The organism is Pseudomonas sp. IT-P12 (genome assembly GCF_949767465.1).
In the GTDB taxonomy this organism is placed as follows: Bacteria; Pseudomonadota; Gammaproteobacteria; order Pseudomonadales; family Pseudomonadaceae; genus Aquipseudomonas.
On sequence record NZ_CATKPY010000021.1, the window covers coordinates 480,835 to 499,812 of the forward strand.

The 18,978-nt window shown below is 60.4% G+C and carries 17 protein-coding genes and 2 pseudogenes; 12 read left to right on the top strand and 7 right to left on the bottom strand.

The annotated features are described in order from the left end of the window. Positions 1–112 precede the first annotated feature (112 nt). Positions 113–247: pseudogene (locus ACM6IM_RS11240) on the top strand (TolC family protein); the annotation flags it as partial. Positions 248–302: 55 nt separating this feature from the next. On the opposite strand, the gene ACM6IM_RS11245 reads toward ACM6IM_RS11240, so the two are convergent. After that, on the bottom strand, positions 303–1,235 hold the full coding sequence (locus tag ACM6IM_RS11245; protein WP_414865154.1) for a helix-turn-helix transcriptional regulator: 933 nt from the start codon (positions 1,233–1,235) through the stop codon (positions 303–305). Positions 1,236–1,810: 575 nt separating this feature from the next. Here ACM6IM_RS11245 and ACM6IM_RS11250 point away from each other — a divergent pair. The 4 genes from ACM6IM_RS11250 (at position 1,811) to ACM6IM_RS11265 (ending at position 5,750) form a co-directional block, all read left to right on the top strand. Continuing rightward, entirely contained in the window at positions 1,811–3,160 is a 1,350-nt protein-coding gene (locus ACM6IM_RS11250) for an MFS transporter (RefSeq protein ID WP_414865155.1), read from the top strand. A 100-nt stretch (positions 3,161–3,260) separates the two neighbouring features. After that, positions 3,261–3,953, top strand: coding sequence for a fumarylacetoacetate hydrolase family protein (locus ACM6IM_RS11255; protein ID WP_201189306.1), 693 nt, complete (start codon positions 3,261–3,263; stop codon positions 3,951–3,953). A 49-nt stretch (positions 3,954–4,002) separates the two neighbouring features. After that, the gene (locus ACM6IM_RS11260; RefSeq protein WP_414865156.1) at positions 4,003–4,761 is read left to right on the top strand and encodes an SDR family oxidoreductase; all 759 of its coding nucleotides are present in this window, start codon (positions 4,003–4,005) and stop codon (positions 4,759–4,761) included. 32 nt (positions 4,762–4,793) lie between these two features. Continuing rightward, entirely contained in the window at positions 4,794–5,750 is a 957-nt protein-coding gene (locus ACM6IM_RS11265; protein WP_192301786.1) for a 2-hydroxyacid dehydrogenase, read from the top strand. Positions 5,751–5,795: 45 nt separating this feature from the next. On the opposite strand, the gene ACM6IM_RS11270 is transcribed toward ACM6IM_RS11265, so the two are convergent. After that, complete coding sequence (locus ACM6IM_RS11270; RefSeq protein ID WP_192301787.1) at positions 5,796–7,097, bottom strand: Nramp family divalent metal transporter; 1,302 nt, start codon at positions 7,095–7,097, stop codon at positions 5,796–5,798. Positions 7,098–7,340: 243 nt separating this feature from the next. On the opposite strand from ACM6IM_RS11270, the gene ACM6IM_RS11275 reads away from it, so the two are divergent. Continuing rightward, the gene (locus tag ACM6IM_RS11275) at positions 7,341–8,474 is read left to right on the top strand and encodes a lactonase family protein (protein ID WP_414865157.1); all 1,134 of its coding nucleotides are present in this window, start codon (positions 7,341–7,343) and stop codon (positions 8,472–8,474) included. Between the two features lie 114 nt (positions 8,475–8,588). Here the strand turns inward: ACM6IM_RS11275 and ACM6IM_RS11280 are convergent, their stop codons facing one another. Next, entirely contained in the window at positions 8,589–10,109 is a 1,521-nt protein-coding gene (locus tag ACM6IM_RS11280; RefSeq protein ID WP_414865158.1) for a nucleobase:cation symporter-2 family protein, read from the bottom strand. Between the two features lie 252 nt (positions 10,110–10,361). Between ACM6IM_RS11280 and ACM6IM_RS11285 the strand changes: the two are divergent. Both ACM6IM_RS11285 and ACM6IM_RS11290 read left to right on the top strand, forming a co-directional pair. After that, a pseudogene (locus ACM6IM_RS11285) lies at positions 10,362–10,466 on the top strand (BrnT family toxin); the annotation flags it as partial. A 33-nt stretch (positions 10,467–10,499) separates the two neighbouring features. Continuing rightward, on the top strand, positions 10,500–10,817 hold the full coding sequence (locus ACM6IM_RS11290) for a BrnA antitoxin family protein (RefSeq protein WP_414865159.1): 318 nt from the start codon (positions 10,500–10,502) through the stop codon (positions 10,815–10,817). A 9-nt stretch (positions 10,818–10,826) separates the two neighbouring features. Here the strand turns inward: ACM6IM_RS11290 and ACM6IM_RS11295 are convergent, their stop codons facing one another. Both ACM6IM_RS11295 and ACM6IM_RS11300 read right to left on the bottom strand, forming a co-directional pair. Further along, on the bottom strand, positions 10,827–11,669 hold the full coding sequence (locus tag ACM6IM_RS11295) for an arylamine N-acetyltransferase family protein (RefSeq protein WP_414865160.1): 843 nt from the start codon (positions 11,667–11,669) through the stop codon (positions 10,827–10,829). Positions 11,670–11,759: 90 nt separating this feature from the next. Then, positions 11,760–12,554, bottom strand: coding sequence for an exodeoxyribonuclease III (locus ACM6IM_RS11300; RefSeq protein WP_414865161.1), 795 nt, complete (start codon positions 12,552–12,554; stop codon positions 11,760–11,762). 127 nt (positions 12,555–12,681) lie between these two features. On the opposite strand from ACM6IM_RS11300, the gene ACM6IM_RS11305 reads away from it, so the two are divergent. After that, on the top strand, positions 12,682–13,269 hold the full coding sequence (locus ACM6IM_RS11305) for a GNAT family N-acetyltransferase (RefSeq protein WP_414865162.1): 588 nt from the start codon (positions 12,682–12,684) through the stop codon (positions 13,267–13,269). Positions 13,270–13,358: 89 nt separating this feature from the next. Beyond that, positions 13,359–13,697, top strand: a complete 339-nt coding sequence (locus ACM6IM_RS11310; RefSeq protein ID WP_192301794.1) for a hypothetical protein — start codon at positions 13,359–13,361, stop codon at positions 13,695–13,697. 46 nt (positions 13,698–13,743) lie between these two features. Here the strand turns inward: ACM6IM_RS11310 and ACM6IM_RS11315 are convergent, their stop codons facing one another. Then, positions 13,744–15,315, bottom strand: coding sequence for a diguanylate cyclase (locus ACM6IM_RS11315; RefSeq protein ID WP_414865163.1), 1,572 nt, complete (start codon positions 15,313–15,315; stop codon positions 13,744–13,746). A gap of 163 nt (positions 15,316–15,478) precedes the next feature. Further along, a complete protein-coding gene (locus ACM6IM_RS11320; protein ID WP_414865164.1) occupies positions 15,479–17,206 on the bottom strand; it encodes a L,D-transpeptidase family protein in 1,728 nt (575 codons plus the stop codon). Positions 17,207–17,287: 81 nt separating this feature from the next. Between ACM6IM_RS11320 and ACM6IM_RS11325 the strand changes: the two genes are divergently transcribed. Together ACM6IM_RS11325 and ACM6IM_RS11330 are read left to right on the top strand one after the other, a co-directional pair. Beyond that, on the top strand, positions 17,288–17,992 hold the full coding sequence (locus tag ACM6IM_RS11325; protein ID WP_414865165.1) for a murein L,D-transpeptidase catalytic domain family protein: 705 nt from the start codon (positions 17,288–17,290) through the stop codon (positions 17,990–17,992). Positions 17,993–18,051: 59 nt separating this feature from the next. Beyond that, on the top strand, positions 18,052–18,837 hold the full coding sequence (locus ACM6IM_RS11330) for a transporter substrate-binding domain-containing protein (RefSeq protein WP_414865166.1): 786 nt from the start codon (positions 18,052–18,054) through the stop codon (positions 18,835–18,837). Positions 18,838–18,978: the final 141 nt, after the last annotated feature.

Sequence of the window (18,978 nt, forward strand, 5' to 3'; positions counted from 1 at the left end):
CTTCCCGTTCAGCCCCACCTGCAGACCGCGCCGACGCGCTTTGGCCGGCGACGGCCTCGACCTTCCGGCTCAACCCAATGGCCGCAAAGGCTCATGCACGGGCTCAGGCTTGATCTTGACCCCATCTGATGGCAGAGCTCAGGCGAAAACCGAGTCGGCTCGCGCGGCTGTGGCCGCGTTCAAGGCATTGGGTGGCGGTTGGCAGCCGGACGACTCAAATGTTCGTGTTGCCTCGACGGCACGGTAGCGCGATGACCGGTGTGATTTCTCTCTGACCACCCACTCTGCGATCGAACGACCCATCAGGTGTTGGACGGTGATTGCGGCGTGTCGGGATTGAGTTGCTGGCGGCGGAATTGCCCCGGGGGCTGGCCATGGATCTGGCGAAAGCGCCGCGAAAAGTAGGCTTCATCGGCGAAGCCACACAACCTCGCCACCTCCCCCACAGGCCGCGTGCCGTTGAGCAGGTAATTGCGCGCCGCGTGCATCCGGCGTTCCAGCACCAGTTCGGTGAAGGTCTTGCCGATTTCCTTGCGCAACCAGTGCGTCAGGTAGGTCGGTGACAGGTAGGTCGCGGCGGCGACCTTGATCAGGTTGAGGTCCGGGTCGGCGATGTTCTTGCGTAGATACTCGGACATCCGGCTCAACGCATCGCGTCGGCTGACTTCAGCGGCGTTCTCTTCGGCCAGCCGCTTGAGCGGCTCGGCATACAAGGCACACACGCCCCCCACCAGTTGCAGCAGCAATCCCTTGAGCATCTCGCGGGTGCCGAATTGGCGGTTCTCGTCCAGCACGCGCATCTGTTCGATCAATCCGCAGACCTTGCTGAAATCCTCATCGGCAAGGATGAAGTCCAGATGCTCCTGGAAGCGAAACGGCGACAGCTCGGGCGCCAGCAGGATCGACACCTCCTCCAGATCCATCGGATCGCACTGCAGGTGCGGCAGCAGAAAGGTCTGGGAAAAATTGATCACAATGAAATTGCTGTCGGCCGGGTGCGGGATCACGTGCACGCGATGCGGCAGGATGAACGCCAGCGTGTTGCGCGGAAACGGACGTTCGACGTTACCGATGTGCTGGACGGTGTCGCCACCCAGGTTGACCTGAATCTGGAAGTATTCGTGGCGATGCGGGCTGGTTTCGGCGCGTCGGCCCTTTTTGTCGCGAATGTAGAAGTCCGTCAGCTCGCTGCGCTGCTGCATGACGTAGGTGGGAACACGACTCGGTGACGACATTTCCTGGGGATCCTCGGCAATACATGGACAGGTTGTCGTTGTGCGGCGACGAGGCCCATTGTGAGGGCGATTACGGCTCGACTTCAACACGACATAGGATGACAGCGCGATTCCGAAAAATAATTGTATCCGTGAGTGATATTTCGACTGTCCAAAAATCCCGCACAGCCTGTCTAAATCTTATTTCTTATAAAACAGATAGTTATGAATCCATCGACGCAAATATAAAGAAATGCGTCGGTAGGATTTTTCTTGGACAGATGCATTTCACGCCGTTTTCAGCGAAAAAAACGATCTAACGCCTCCGTTGATTTTGCCAGGTTGTACGACCACTGTGGCAGTCATTGCAGCCCGACTCCTTCCAAAAACAATCAAAAGGTGCGCACTCATGAACCCGTTTTTTTCTCTCGCCAATCCTCCCCCGCCCTTCCCGACTCCAAGGCGTCCCTGAACACCTGACAGCGGCTGTTCGCGCCTCTTTTTCCAGCAGAGATTTCGCTGTCCCCGGCAATGGGGGCAAGGGCTTCGGCTGCGCGCGAACCACTTGATTCACCTGACAATAAGAAGGTCCACTCATGTCGAACTCACAAACCTCTGCGTCCACCGCCCCACCGCTGAGTGCCGGCATCCGGGATGCCGTGATGCCTCAGCGCCTGCCGACACGCCGGCGCTGGATCATGCTGTCGCTGCTGCTGATTGCAACGATCATCAACTACATCGACCGGGTGAACATCTCGATTGCTGCGCCCTTCCTGTCCAAGGACCTGGGCCTGGACAAGATCGAGATGGGCCTGATTTTCTCGGCGTTCGCCTGGACTTACGCCCTCGCCCTGGTGCCTGCCGGGTTCGTGGCCGATCGCTTCGGCTCCCGGTTCACTTACGGCGTCTCGCTGATCAGTTGGTCGACAGTCACCGTCTGCCAGGGTTTTGCCACGGGCTTTGCGTCGCTGTTCGGCCTGCGCCTGGCCGTCGGCGCCATGGAAGCGCCGGCCTTTCCGGCCAACAGCCGTGCGGTGACGGTGTGGTTTCCGGCCCGGGAACGGGGCATGGCCAGCAGCATCTACGTGTGCGGCCAGTACCTGGGCACGGCACTGTTTACTGGCGCGCTTCTGTGGCTGGCCACGACCTTTGACTGGCGCCACGTGTTCTACAGCACCGGGGCACTCGGCATCGTTTTCGGGGTGATCTGGCTGTACATGTACCGCGATCCGCTGAACTGCAAGAAAGTCAGCCAGGAAGAACTGAAGTACATCGAGTCGGGCGGAGGACTGGTCAAGTGCAGTCAGGAACGCACCAAATTCAACTGGCGGCAGATTGCCGAGCTGTTCACCTATCGGCAGATCTGGGCGATTTGCATCGGCAAGTTCGCCAGCACCTCGGCGCTGTATTTTTTCCTCACCTGGTTCCCGACGTACCTGATCGAAGAGCGCCAGCTGACCACGATCAAGGCCGGGATCTTTGCCGTGATGCCGTTCGTCGGCGCAACGGTCGGCATCCTGCTGGCGGGCATCGTCTCCGACCTGTTGATCCGTCGCGGCTATTCCATGTCGTTTGCCCGCAAGTTGCCGCTGGTGGTGGGATCGATGCTGGGCATGTCGATTGTCCTGGTGAATTTCACCGATTCGAACCTGATCTGCATTGCCATCCTGACCATCGCCTTCTTTGCCCAGGGCATCGCCTCGTCGTCATGGGCGGCGGTTTCGGAAGTGGCGCCCAAGGAACTCATCGGCCTGACCGGCGGGGTCACCAGCCTGGCCGCCAACATCGGCGGGATCGTCACCCCGATCGTGATCGGCGCAATCGTCCAGTCGACAGGCTCCTTCGCCTTTGCCTTCTGGTTCATTGGCGGCGTGGCACTGATGGGCACCTTGTCCTATTCGTTCCTGCTCGGTCGCTTGCACCGCATCGAACTCAAGGTTCGTTAAGTACAGAAACGCGTTTTTCTCCAATACGAGGCGGCTTTCGTCCAACTTCGCCAAACGAAGCCGCCGTAGGCTGATGCCTTCACCAGGACAATGACAAGAAATGACCATGACCGACTACGTGTTCACCCCGGATCTGCCCGTTACCCTGCCCGTTGCCGGGAGCCCCAAGCGCTTCCCCGTCGGCCGGGTATTCTGCGTCGGACGCAATTACCCCTGGCCAGACACCCAGGGCCAGTCCCGCCAGCCACCGGTGTTTTTCATGAAACCGGCCAGCAACGTGGTGGATGCCACCGGTGAAGTGGCGTTCCCGCCCCTGACCGACGAGTTCGCCCACGAAATCGAACTGGTCGTGGCCATCGGCGAGGGCGGCGCCAATATTCCGGAAGATCAGGCACTGGCCTATGTCTGGGGCTACGGTGCCGGCCTGGACCTGACGCGTCGCGATGTCCAGCGCTCGGCCAAGAGCAATGGCTTGCCATGGGAAGGTGCCAAGGTGTTCGACGGCGCCGCGCCCATCACCGCCATTGTGCCGGTCTCCCGCGCCGGCCACCCCGAGGGTGACCTGTGGCTGAACGTCAACGGCGTGGAACGCCAGCGCGACAGCCTCGACAGCCAGATCTGGTCAGTCAGCGAAATCATCAGCCGAATTTCCCAATCGGTGGCGCTGCGGGCCGGCGACCTGATCATGACCGGCAGCCCGGCGGGCGTCGATGTGCTGCAACCCGGCGACATCATCAACGCCGGGATCGATGGCATCGGCCAGATCGAAATGCGCGTCGGCCAGCGACCTTGACCCCTCAATACAACACGCCCCAAGTGAACTGAAAAAAGGAAACAACAACATGTCCAGTCCTTTGAAAGTGGCCCTGGTAACCGGTGCAGGCAGTGGAATCGGTCGCGCCGTGGCCCTTGGCCTAATGGCCGATGGTTTCACCGTGGTCTTGGCCGGACGCCGGCCGGAACCCTTGCTGGAATTGGCTGAACTGGCGGCTGTCGACGGACACGAAGCCCTGGCGGTGCCCACGGATGTGCGCGATCCGGCCAGCGTCGATGCGCTGTTTGCCACCATCACCGTCAAATACGGACGCCTGGACGTCGTGTTCAACAATGCCGGCGTCAATGCCCCGGCCGTACCGCTGGACGAACTGACGTTCGAGCAGTGGCGCAACGTGATCGACACCAACCTCAACGGTGTTTTCCTCTGCGCCCGTGGCGCCTTCGGCCTGATGCGCCGGCAACTGCCGCAAGGTGGACGCATCATCAATAACGGCTCGATTTCGGCCCATACCCCACGCCCCTTCAGCAGCGCCTACACCGCGAGCAAACACGCGGTGTTGGGGCTGACCAAGTCCCTGGCCCTGGACGGCCGCGAATTCAACATTGCCTGCAGCCAGATCGACATTGGCAACGCCCTGACCGAAATGTCGGTGCGCATGACCAAAGGCGTGCGCCAGGCCAACGGCACCATCGCCGTGGAACCGATGGTCGACGTCAAGCACGTGGCCGATGCCGTGCGCTACATCGCCGCCCTGCCACTGGAGGCGAACGTCCTGAACATGACCGTCATGGCGACTGCCATGCCGTTTGCCGGTCGCGGTTGACCGGCCTTTTTATTCCGCTTCGCGAGGTCTACATGAAACCAGAAGTCTTGCAGCTCAGCCCGATCCTGATTCCTGAAATCAACACCCGGCTCGACGAGCTGTTTACCGTGCGCCGTTACTTCCAGCAGGCCGACAAGCAAGCCTATCTGCAAGAGCACGGTGCGAACATTCGCGGCGTGATCACCGGCGGGCACACCGGCATCACCCAGGCCGTCATGGCGCAGTTGCCCAAACTGGAAGTGGTGGCCGTCAACGGCGTGGGCACCGATGCGGTGGACCTGGCCTACGCCAGGGATCGCGGGATTCGCGTGACCGCGACCATCGGTGCATTGACCGAAGATGTCGCCGACCTGGCCATCGGCCTGTTGATTGCCGTGTGCCGTGGCCTGTGTACCAGCGACCGCTACGTGCGCTCGGGCCAATGGCCGCACAGCCCGACGCCGTTGGCACCGTTGCCGTTGGCGCGCCAGGTGTCGGGCATGCGCATCGGCATCGTCGGCATGGGCCGGGTCGGTCGCGCCGTGGCGGCCCGCGCCACCGCGTTCGGTTGCCCGATCAGCTACACCGATCTGCAACCGATGAGTGACGTGGACCACACCTTCGTCGCCGACCTGAAGCAACTCGCCAGCAACAGCGACGCGCTGATTCTCGCCGCTGCCGCCGACAAGGGCGAAGCGATCATCAATGCCGATGTATTGCAGGCGCTGGGCACAGGTGGCTATCTGATCAACGTGGCCCGGGGCAAGCTGGTCAACGAGGCCGACCTGGTGGCGGCACTGGCGGCCGGCGAGATCGCGGGGGCGGCACTGGATGTGTTCGTCGATGAGCCGAACGTACCCCAAGCCTTGTTCGGCCACGAGAACGTCGTGCTGCAACCCCATCGGGCCAGTGCGACCGTGCAGACCCGTACACGTATGGGCGAAATGGTGGTGGCGAGCCTGGTGGACAGTTTCGCCGGGAGAGTCCCAAAGGGATCGGTGACGGATTGAACCCTTGGCATCGAGGGGACATGACGTCCCCTCGATGCTTCGGTGTCAGGCAAACAAATCGGCACCCAGCTGGAAGGCGACCCACAGCGCGAGGCCGGTTGCAAAGGCCAGTGCGATATTTTCAAACAGGTTGTTGCGGTATTGCTTGTCCAGCAACGATTTCTGGTTGGACATGATCAGCAGGCCCAGGGAAATCACCGGCAAGCCAATGATGTTCAACGCGCTGACACCGATGGTCAGCGTCACGAAGTCCGGCATGCCCGGTAGCGACCAGATCAATGGCGTGACGAGGATGAACAGCATGAACCATTTGTGCATCGGGTCATGGTGAAACTCCTTGCCGTACTTGGCGCGACGCTTGGGCAGAACGTGCTGGAAGGCATCGGTGATCAACATCGGGAAAGCCGTGGTCTTGCCCGAGATACTGGCAAACAGCGTCGCGAACACACCGATGAAAAACACGTACCAGCCGATCGGGCCGAAGTAGATTTCCAGTGCCTTGCCCAGGTCACCCAGGGTTTTGACCTCGATGCCGTTGGGCCGCAGGATTTCCGCGCCGACGATCCAGATGGCGAGGTTGATGACGATCCCGACGAACACCGCAAACAGCAGGTCGTTGCGTTGAATGCGCTTGTGTTGTGGTCCGACCCAGCCCTTTTGCCGCATGACGTAAGGATGCACGAAGTTGGCAATCGAACCGGCGACGGCACCGATGACCGAAACCGCCACCAGCAATGCGCCATGCACGCCCTCGTCAGGCGGAATGCTGAAACCGACGGTGCCTTTGATGATGCCGGTGACATCGGGACCGGACATGACGGCCAGCGCGATGAACGCCAGGGTCATGATCGCCAGCAGCAGCTTCATCACGCCTTCGATCATCGAGTAGATGTTACGCCCGACCAGCATCCAGACCGCCAGCACCACCGCCACCGAACAGAGCAGCGGCTGGTCGATCTTGAACAGCATCGCCAGCGACTCCCCCGCGCCCTTGATCATGTAGGCGTTCATCAAGTGGCCCATCAGCAGGGCATAGACCAGCATGAACCAGGCGAAGACCGGATTCAGTTGGGCGTAACCTTGCAGGATGGTCATGCCCTGGTTATTGCACAACTGGAAGCGCGCGATGATGTTGACGATCAGGTATCTCAACAGCAGAGAGACCGCCAACACCCACATCATGGCGTAACCGTAGTTGGCACCGGCCACGGACGACGTGATCAGGTCACCCGCGCCCAACCACGACAGCACGGCAATGATTCCCGGGCCCAGGAGTTTGAATATTCGTAGAAATCGACTTTGTGCGGGCGCCGCAGCCTGGCCTTCCACGGAAGGAATGCTGGTCATAGAGGGTATCTCCATTGTTTTTTTTGTGAGAACCCGCGAAGTCGAACACAGTAAGTACGATGTCGTACAACACTTGTTAAAACGAGATTATTTAAAAATATTTCAATTCCTCAACAGCCGTATGGGCTTTCCGCAGTGACACCTGTCTGGCGTTTCTTTCCTGGTTGGCAAAACAGGCATTGAAGTCCAGCAAACACAGTCATAGGATGACTGATCACGCTTATAACAATAAAAGGTCCCATTGTGCGTAAATCCCTCGTCCTGGCCGCTGCCGTTGTCAGCGGTCTCAGCCTGCAAGCCAATGCCGCTACCTACGCCTATATCTCCAGTCCGGGCGACGGCTTGATCTCCCAATATCGCCTTGACCAGAGCAACGGTGCGCTGAGCCTGGTCAATCAGGTCAACGCCGGTGACCAGGTCAACCCGATGGCGATCACGCCTGACGGCAAAGTGTTGTTCGCCGCATTGCGGGTCAAGCCGTTTCAGGTCCTGGGCTACCGCATTGACCCCAAGAGCGGGCAATTGACGCCGTTGTCCAAGGCCCCACTGGCCCAAAGCATGGCTTACCTGTCGACCGACAGGGCCGGGCATTACCTGCTCGGCGCGTCCTATGGGGCCGACGCCGTTACGGTGCAAGCCATCGACAAGGCCTACCAGCCGTCGGACAACATCCTGAGCTACGCCACCGGGCCGCATGCCCATTCGGTGCGCACCGACCCGAGCAATCGTTTCGCCTACACCGGAAACCTGGGTGCCGACCGCGTGCTGCAATATCGCCTGGATGACAAGACCGGTGCGCTCACCCCCATCGGCAGCGGTTACGTCAGCGTGCCGGCCAACACCGGTCCCCGGCACCTGACCTTTTCCAAAGATGGCAAATACCTCTACGTGGTCGGCGAGATGAGCGGCACTGTCACGGCCTTTTCAATCAATGACAGCACGGGCGCATTGACCCAGATTGCCGTGGCCAACGGGATTCCCGAGCGCTTGAAACTGGCCCACGGCGAAGTGCGCGATGCGCGTAACAACGACCTGAAAGACGACCCGACACCCCGTATCTGGGCGGCGGACTTGCGGATTTCGCCCGATGGCAAACTGCTGTTCATGACCGAGCGCACCAGCAGCTCGGTGTCGGCGTTCGCGGTCGATACGACCACCGGCGGGTTGCGTTTTCTGCAGAACTATCCGGTCGAAGAGCAGCAACCGCGCAATATCGCGTTTTCACCCAACGGGCGCTGGTTGCTGGTCACGGGAGAGAAAAGTGCAAAGGTCGGCACGTATGCAGTCGGCAGTGACGGCGCCCTGAAGCGTGTCGGTGAAGCGGCGTCGGGCAAGGGCGCGTTATGGATTGAAGTATTGCAGACGTCGGTGGAGTGATCCTGCACTCCCGTTGCGGCCAGCTCGGGATCGAGGCTGACGCGTTCTCCGACTGAACGCGTCGTCCTTTGGTCCATCGCGAGCCGGCTCGCTCCCACAGATTCAACGGCCTGTTCAGGCATGCTCGCTACTGTTGGCGTGTACCGTTCGCGGTTCGCCATGCCCATAGTCCTCCACCTCGATCACCGGAACCTCTTTACCGTCGCAATCGTGCAACTTGCCTTCGCTGAAGTAATCGCCTTCGCGCAACGCGGCCAGGTCCTGGTAGCGCAAGACACGTTCAGTGCCGGCGGCAAACACCGATTGCTGGTCCGAGTTACCGGCGGTGAGGTGATTGAAGGTCAGGTTCAGCACAATCGCCATGATCGCCGAGGAACTGATACCCGAATGAAAGATCGTGGCGAACCAGCTCGGGAAGTGGTCGTAGAAATTCGGGGCGGCGATGGGAATCATGCCGAAGCCGATGGAGGTGGCAACGATGATCAGGTTGACGTTGTTGCGATAGTCGACCTTGGACAACGTGCGAATGCCGCTGGCCGCCACCGTGCCGAACAGCACGATCCCGGCCCCGCCCAGTACCGAAGTCGGTACAGCGGCGATGACCCGGCCCATGAATGGCAACAGGCCAAGGATCACCAGGAACAGGCCGCCAGTGGCGACCACGTAGCGACTCTTGATGCCGGTGACCGCCACCAGCCCGACGTTCTGGGCAAAAGCGCTCTGGGTGAACGAACCGAAGATCGGCGCGATCATGCTCGACAGCATGTCGGCACGCAGGCCATTGCCCAGGCGTTTGGAGTCAACCTTGGTGCCGATGATTTCACCGACGGCCAGGATGTCCGCCGAAGTCTCCACCAGCGTCACCATGACCACGATGCACATCGACAGGATCGCGGCGAAGTGAAACGTCGGCATGCCGAAGTGGAACGGCGTCGGGAAGCCGAACATCGGGCCCTGGGTGACGGACGAGAAGTCCGCCATGCCGAGGAACAGCGCAATGATCGTCCCGATGACCATCGCCAGCAGGATCGACAAACGGGAAATGGTCGCGCTGCCGATCTTGCTCAGCAACAACACCAGCACCAGCGTTACCGCCGCCAGACCGATGTTCGCCATGCTGCCAAAATCCGCTGCGTGGCTGTTGCCACCCATGGCCCAGCGTGCGGCCACCGGCATCAGCGTCAAGCCGATGGTGGTGATCACGATGCCCGTGACCAGGGGCGGGAAAAACCGGGTAATTCGCGAAAACACCGGTGTGATCAACAAGCCGATCAGTGACGCCGCGATAACCGCCCCCAGGATCGATTGGAAGCCGCCCTCGCCCCCACTGCTGACAATCGCCACCATGGTCGCGACACCCGAGAACGACACCCCCTGCACCAGCGGCAACTGACAACCGAAGAACGGCAGGCCGAGGGTCTGCAGCAATGTCGCCAGCCCTCCCGCAAACAATGAAGCAGCAATCAACAAACCAATGTCCGCCGGTGTGAGCCCGGCCGCCTGGCCGATGATCAACGGCACCGCGACGATACCGCCATACATGGTCAGGACATGTTGCAGGCCGTAAGCCATATTCGCGCCGACCCCGAGGTTTTCGTCCTCGGGCCGTTGGTGTGAAACATGGGGCGTTTTCATGATTGGGGGGTTCCCTGGTTTTTGTTATGCGCACACTGTATGCAACACAACAGACAAATGTCCATAGAGTTGTATACAACTTACCAGTCAGATTATGGACACAGGTTCATGCTCTCCTCTTGCATCCACTCCGCGCACCTCAATAAACCTTGCAATTCATCACCTCGAGACGGCGCTTCTCGCCCGCCAGTCTTTTTCAAATACGGCGACAGACGGCAACGCTGCCTCAATTTCTATACATATAAAGTATGCATAAAGAAGTCATTCGACATTCAGTTCGACAAAAGCAAGAACGCGGCCAATCACTTGAAGCATCGCGGCGTCAGCCTCTCGGAGACAGAGGCGGTGTTTTATGAGAGCGAGCGTCACCGCTACCTGGAGGCTTGAGCAATGAACGATCAATACGACTTCAGCGATGCCGGGCGGGGGGCTGTTGCTTGCGGCAAGGGCAAGACACGCATCACCATCATGCTGGACGAAGCGGTGATCGAGGCGGCTCGCTCGCTCGCGGAAACCGAGGGCTATGGCTACCAGACAGTGATCAACAATACGCTTCGCCACGCCTTGCTCAGTAAAAAGGGCGAATTCGCAGGATCGGCACAGCTCAAAAAAGGCATCACTGCCTCAGACCTGAAAACCCTGGAGAAAAAGCTGCTGGACGCCGTCAGCGAAATCCAGCAAATGACGGAAGCTGACGTTCGTCCCTGAGCGAATCAGTCAATCGAAGGTGCCCTGGCTGGACTCGATCAACCGTCCAAGCACCTGCTTCAAGTGTTCACTTGCGGGCACCTGGATGCCGAACTCGCTCTCCAACAGTGCAATCAGCTCTTCGACATCCGCGATCTGGCGCCGCTCGCTGTCGCGGCCGATCCGGTGGACCGCGAAACTGCCATTGTTCAACGTGCGCCGCCACCCTTCTCCGGTCCGCGCCACCATCAGCCTCTGGGCAAATGAGGAGTCGGGAGAGGTCGAAACGTACCAGTTGCCGACCGCGTAATCGATGTCTTCCTGGCGCTGCAGGTCGAAGATGTACATCGGCCGCCATTCACCGTCGACCTTGGCGCGCAACGTGTAGCCGTCCACATGCCGTTCGATGCGATAGGGCTCATGGGGCGTGGACTGTTCAGCGCACGTATCGAGCAGCAATGGCGCCGTGGGCACCATTCCGCCGAAACCGACATCGGTGATATAGCGCACGTCGTCCAGGGTGACCAGGCTCAGGCGATGGGTACGCGCCGTCCATGCGCCTTCCGGTTGGCCCATGACCACGCGCCCGGAGATTCCCTGAGCGTTGAAGCCCAGTTGCTGAAGCAGGCAAAGAAACAGCTTGTTGAGTTCGTAGCAGTAACCGCCGCGTGCCTGGTGCAAAACCTTCTGCTCGATGGAAGCCAGGTCGATGAGCACCGGTTCGCCCGACAATGTCGTGAGGTTTTCGAACGCAAAGGCACCGGTATGACGCCGTTGCAGTTGGCGCAGGATTTCCAGGGTCGGTGGCGGTGCCGTGTCGAACCCCAGGCGTTGCAGGTACAACGCGAGGTTGCTCGGGCGTATCTCACTCATTGCTCGTTCCTTATGCGCGGCGATGGCGCCATGTATAAGGGAAAAAGTGCTACGACCGACAATTGATTTCGCCAATTGCCTCCACCGCCATCAGCGTCGCTTGCGCGAGCTCAGCTGAATCCAGGTCGGGGCATGGTCGCTGGAATGCGGTTCATTACGCACCCAGGCATCGACACCGGCCTCCTGCAGATAAGGACTTAGCGCCGGATTGAGCAGCAGATGGTCAATGCGAAGTCCGGAATTTTTCTGCCAGTGCTGGCGGAAATAGTCCCAGAAGGTGTACAGCCGATCCTCGGGATACAGATGGCGCAGGGCGTCGGTCCAGCCCTGATCCAGCAATCGTTGATAGCACTCGCGGCTTTGCGGTTGCAGCAGCGCATCCTTGAGCCAGGACCGTGGGTTGTAGATATCCAGGTCGGTCGGCACCACGTTGTAATCGCCGGCCAGCACCACCGGGTGCTCGCTGCGCTGCAGGTCCCTGGCGTAAGCGATCAGCCGCTCGAACCAGGCCAGCTTGTAGTCGAACTTCGGGCCCGGCTGCGGATTGCCATTGGGCAGGTACAAACACCCCACCAGCACCCCATGCACCGCTGCTTCGAGATAGCGGCTGTGGGTGTCGCTGTCGTCACCCGGCAGACCGCGACGGCTCTCCAGGGGCTGCGCATCCCGCGCCAGGATCGCCACCCCGTTCCACGACGATTGCCCCTGCCAGATCGCACCGTAACCGGCCGCCTCGAGTTCGGCAGCCGGGAACGCGCTGTCCACCGACTTGAGCTCCTGCAAACACGCGATGTCCGGTTTCTCTCGCTCCAGCCAGGCCAGCAGGTTGGGCAGCCGGGCGCGCATGCCATTGACGTTGAACGTTGCGATTCGCAATTGCTTCATGGACCAGCGCTCCGTACAAGGGTGTTGTGCGTGTGACATCCTTGCCTTGCGCGGGTTGCGTTGGCGATTGCCAGCGAGGCGTAATAGGCAACCCGTGCTCAACTGATCCGCCGAGAAAGAACACCTGATGGATATCACCCTGCAAGGCCACGCAATCAACCTGCGCCCGCTGCAATACCGCGATGCCGAAGCCCTGGTCCACGCCGCGTCCGATGGCGAACTGTGGAACCTGACCGTCACCGTCGTGCCCTCCCCGACCACCGTCGACAGCTACCTGAAAAAAGCCCTCGACGGCCGGGATGCCGGCACGGTCCTGCCTTTCGCCATCGTGCTGAACGACACAGGCGAAGTGATCGGCTCGACGCGGTTCTGGAAGATAGACCGGCTCAACCGCAAGCTCGAAATCGGCAGCACCTGGATCTCGGCCCGCTGGCAGAAAACCTTCGTCAACACCGAAGCCAAATACCTGATGTTGCGACACGCCTTCGAGGCGCTGGGCTGCGTACGGGTGCAATTCACCACCGACGAAAACAACCAGAAATCCCGCAACGCCATTCTCAGGCTCGGGGCGCAGCAGGAAGGCATCGTGCGCCACGAGCGCATCATGCCGGATGGTCGCAAGCGCAACTCCGTAAGATTCAGCATCATTGACGACGAATGGCCGCAGGTCCGGCAGACACTCGAACACAAACTCAGGGAAGGCACGGCCCGCTGACCGGTGATGACCGCCCGTCGTCCAACCGGCACCAATTTCCCGCCCTTTCACACCAACATCAGGTACCGACTCATCTTTGGGAGACGCACTTGATGAACATCAAACTCACTTCATTATTGCTGGCGAGTCTGTTGGCCACCTCGGCGACCGCCTATGCAGCCAGCGGTGACGGCGCGGATGCCAGCGGCACCAAATCCGGATCCACGGGCGGATCGACCATGGCGCCCAACAACAACCCAGGCGAACCGTCCGGTGGCAACAACGGCGGCGGTGCTGAGGGCAAGGGCAACAATGGCGGCGCGGGCACCTCAGGCGGCAGCTCAGGCGGAACGGGCGGAACCGGGGGCGCCAGTGGCTCGGGCGCAGGTGGTGGCACCGGGGCGTCAGGCGGTGGGACCGGTGGTGCCGGAGGCGGCACCGGCAACTGATCGCACAAAAGCCCCCGTGTTACACGAGTGCGGGGGCTTGCGCGTCTCAGCGGTCGGAGCGCATCAGCTCCCCGAAAGCGCCTTCAATCGACAACACCGCCGCGCGGTTTCGCCCCAAGTGCTTGGCTTGATACAGCGCCGCGTCCGCACGCTCGATGAACACTTCAGGGCTGTCCAGGCGCGTTGGCACGAAGGCATGGCAGCCCAGGCTGACGGTCACATGGCCACTGGGTGCGCCGCTATGGATGATGTTGCGGGCCATCACGCTGTGACGGATCTGTTCGGCAACCACCAGAGTGCCATGAATGTCGGTGTCCGGCAGCAGTACAGCAAATTCCTCGCCGCCGTAGCGCACGGCCAGATCAACCGGACGATGGCAGCAACTTTTCACTGCCCTGGCCACCTCGGCCAGGCAATGGTCCCCCGCCACGTGGCCGTAGGCATCGTTGTAGCGTTTGAAGTAATCGATATCGAGCATGATCAGGCCCAACGAACTGGACTGGCGGATGTCACGTCTGAACTCGATCTCCAGCGCCCGCTCGAACAGACGACGATTGGCCAACCCGGTCAGGCTGTCGTGGGTCGCGATCAGCTTCAGTTCTTCCTTGGCCTTGCGCAGATCCCGCTCGACCCGCTCGCCCACCCGCACCTGGCGCACGAACACCCAACCGAACAGGCCAATACCCAGTAGGACCAGGGCCACAATCAGGCTCGACTGGAAGGCCGTGTCGTACCACCCCTTGAGAATCGAATCCCTCGACGAGGCCGCCGTCACCACCAGCGGGTACGCATCGAGTTGCCGGTAGCCATGCAGGCGCACCGCACCATCGAGCACCGAACTGATCATTGCGCTGCCGGACATGGCGCCGGCCAGGTACTTGCTGAAAATCTCGCCCTTGGCCAATGACTGGCCGATCTGCGACTCCACGAACGGTCGCCGCGCCAGCAGTGTTCCATCGGTCAGCGCCAGGGCAATGGAGCCGTCCTCATCGATGCTGAAACTTTTGAAGAACTGATCGAAGTAGGACATCTTGATGCCGGCCAGCATCACGCCCTGGAAATGGCCATCCTTGTCGTTCACCCGCTTGGACACCGGGATGATCCATTCGCCATTGGTGCGGCTGCGAATCGCCGGACCGATGTGCGCCACGGACGACACGTTCTGCTGGTGATAGAGGAAATACTCGCGGTCAGCCACGCCTGGACCACGGGGCAGGTCCTCGAATGAAGTCACGATCCACTGACCGTTGCGATCGAACAGGAAGATCCCGTGCAACTGACTCAGCGCCTGTACGCGCCGCGCGAACGTCTTCTGCAACAGGGATTTGTGCACCTGATCGAAACCGTCCATCTGAAGCCAGTCCGCCAGGCTGGTCAGCACCAGGTCGGCCTTCATGAACGTGTCTTCGGCCTGCTGCGCCACGGCGCGCGTCAGGTTAGAGGACGCCGCTTCGGCCACCGCCAGATCGTGCCGGCGCGATTGCTCGAGTTGCAGATACAGCAAGCCGCACAGGCACAAGCACACCACGGCAATAAACAGCACCGCAGCCTTGCGCAGGGGCAGCCGTTTCAAGGCGGTACCATTGGCGTGACGCGGGTCGTCATCGGAGATAGGCAAAAGCTCATCCTGCAAGGGCAAGGCATGGGCAGAAGGCCCAAAACCCTTAAAGGAAGCGAGCTTAGTCTACGCGTCGAGGCGCGGCAATTGTCCTTTCGACGGGCGTCACATCGCGTTTTGCAAATGTCCGCGCCGAGGCAGAAGATCCCCCGAATGCACCTGATTACTGCCCCGCCACCGCTGCATGCAAACTCAACACAGGCGCCGGCGAAGGTCGATTCAACGCTCGCAACACGGGCGCATCATAGCCATACACATCCGGCTTGAAAGACACGCGCCCATCATTGCCCAGGTCGACCGTCCAGTAGGCCAGCAACACCGGAACCTTCACCGGCAGCCGAATGTTCTCGGTCCTGCCGTTGGCCAGCTGCTTCTGGATACCGTCGCTGTTCCACTTGACCGGGTCGTTGAACAACAGCTCCACCAGCTGCAGCGGGTTTTCCACGCGGATACAGCCGGAGCTGGTCGCTCGGACGGTCCGGGCGAACAACTCGCGATGCGGCGTATCGTGAAGGTAAATCGCGTAGTCGTTGGGGAAGCGGATCACCACCTGCCCCAACGAACTGTCGCGTCCGGCATCCTGGCGCAGACTGAGCCCACGCGGATGGGTCCAGTCGACGGTGGCCGGGTCCACTTCGTTGCCCTCGCGATCGATCACCCGCATCCGGTTGGCGGCGAGGTAACCGGGGTTGCTCTGGATCTTCGGCAGGACGTCTTCCTTGAGGATCGTCGGCGGTACGGTCCAGGTCGGATTAAAGGTGATGTAGGAAATCTGCGCCTGGAAGATCGGCGTATTGCGCGCCGCCTTGCCGACCTGCACCCGAGAACGCCAGATCGGCTGGCCATCGCGGTACATCGCCACTTTATAACCTGCGATATCAACGATCACGAACGTGCCTTGAAGCTTGTAAAGCAGCCAGCGCGCCCGCTCCATGTTCACCCGTACCTGATCGATACGCGCCTCAACGGGCACGTTCAACGCGGCCAGGGTGTTCGCGCCGACCATGCCGTCCGCGCCCAGGTATTGCTCGTCCTGATACTTTTTCACCGCCGCCGTGACGGCAGCGTCGTACCGGGTGCCATGGAGCAGGCGCGGATCGAGAAAACCTGCCGCGACCAACCGCGCGCGCAACTGCGCGACGGCCGGTTCGTCCATGCCAGGCTTGAGCGAATGATCCACCGTCACCTTCGGCCAGCCGCCCCGGTCCCGAACACTGCGCAGTTGTGCCAACGCCTGGCGCAATCCGGCGTACACCGCTTCCTGGGGCGGTGCCAGGGCAAAGGCTTTCGCCACGTCGTGCTCGTCCAGCGCGGCGAAAAACGCGTTGACGTCCTCCCGCGGGTCAACCCCGTTGGCATCGAAGTTCCAATGAATGTCCAGCCGTGAAGGGTCGACCTTGCCCCGCCGCAACTGCAACAGCGCGGTGATGAAGGTATGAGTGGTCGCCAGGTCGAATGCGGCCTGCTGCTCAGGCGTGACCGGCGTGGTCTGCATCGCGGCGCGGGAGCGGACCAGCTCATCGATACGGAAATCCGCAGGATTCAGACCATCGGCGTCGGTCGCATTGAGACTGGCGATCAATTGTTCGACGTCGCGGTCATTGGCCCAGACCGCGCGATAGGCGCGGTGGGTGTAGAAATCCATGACCAGGCGGCTGACATCCACACGCCGATGACGCGCCGACGTCAGCAACGGCGGGAACGCTGTTTTCAGGGGTTCCAGCGAGGCCTGGATGGCTTGCGCGACGTTGTCATCCGCAGCAGCCTCAAACACGGCGTTGGTCGCAGATACCGGCGCAATCGGCGAAGTTTCTCCGAGCGCAGTGCCGCTGATCAGAAAGACCATAAAAAAAACACGGCTTATGACGAATAACCTTGTTAAAAGCACCATGGATAATCCTTAATCTCCCGCATTCAACGCCTGGCTTTCATCGCACTGCTAGACTCGAACTTAACATGATGAGACATCTATATGGCGCTACTACGTTTTGGCATCCTGCTGCCGGGCCTGCTGCTGACTGCAATGTTCATACCGTCAGCCTACGCCGATTCACTGGCGGCCGCCCTCATCAAAGCGGCCCCGCAAGCTGACGCCAAGGTCATCAACCTCGCCGTCCGTGCCTCGCAATGCAGCATCGCTCAAGGCGCCGCTCCTGTCCAAAGACTTGCCGTGATTGATTATTCCCTGCCTTCGACCCAACAGCGCCTGTGGGTGTTCGATCTAAAGAAGCGCAAATTGCTGTTTCATGAACTGGTTGCCCACGGACGCAACAGCGGCGAGAACATGGCCGTCAACTTTTCCAACCAGAATGAAAGCTTTGCCACCAGCCTCGGCCTGTATCGCACCCAGCAGAGCTACGTCGGACAGAACGGGTACTCATTGCGCATGGAAGGCCTGGAGCCAGGCTTCAACGATAACGCGTTCGACCGCGCCATCGTGATTCATGGCGCGCCGTATGTCAGCCCGGTGCTGGCGCGGGCCAATGGGCGCATCGGTCGAAGCCTGGGGTGCCCGGCCGTGCGCCCGGCCATTGCGCACAAGCTGATTGATTCCATGAAGGGCGGGCAGTTGCTGTTTTCCTACTACCCGGATCAGCGCTGGTTGAAGACGTCTTCCTACATCAACTGCGGCAGCGGGACGATGGCGACAGCGGAGCAATCGACGAGTAAACGCTGAAGCGCGATAGCGTGCACAATAAGCACCGCCCCAAAATCCATCAGGGAAGTCGGATCACAATGAAAACAAAAAAACAGGCGCTGATTCTCGGCGCTTTGCTCGCCCTGTCGTCTGGCGTTCAGGCCGAGCCATCGCATCTGGACAGCGTCATTCAGCAAGGACAACTGCGCGTCTGCACCACGGGCGACTACAAGCCCTATACCTTCAAGGCCGAGAACGGCGAATATGCCGGCATCGACATTGCCATGGCCCGCTCGCTGGCCGACAGCCTGGGCGTCAAGGTCGAATGGGTGCAGACCACCTGGAAAACCCTGATGCGTGACCTGGTGGCGGGTAAATGCGACATCGGCATGGGCGGCATCTCGGTCACGCTGGAACGCCAGAAAAAGGCATTCTTCAGCACCACCCTCGACATCGACGGCAAGATTCCGCTGGTGCGCTGCGAGGACCAGGCGCTTTATCAGACCGTCGAGCAAATCAACCAGCCCGCAGTTCGACTGGTCGAACCCGCCGGCGGCACCAATGAAGCCTTCGTTCACGCCTTCCTGCCCAAAGCGCAATTGAGCCTTCACGACAACGTCACCATCTTCCAGCAACTGCTGGATAAAAAGGCCGACGTGATGATCACCGATGCCTCGGAAGCCCTGTACCAGCAGAAACTCAAACCCGGCCTGTGCGCAGTGAACCCGACCCGGTTCATGCAATATGGCGAAAAGGCCTACCTGCTGCCGCGTGACGACATGACGTGGAAGCTGTATGTCGACCAATGGCTGCACCTGGCCAAGGTGACGGGCCATTATCAGAATGTGCTGGGGCAGTGGATTGCGACGCCGGAGTCCAAATAGACCGGAAGCGCTGAACTGAGCTCGTTATCCTAAACTTCCGGCTCACAGACACGATTAAATCTGTCAGGGTTACAGGTGTGGTTCAGGTGTCGAGGTTGTTCGATGTAAAAACAGAACAAAAATGCTCACCAAACACCGCCT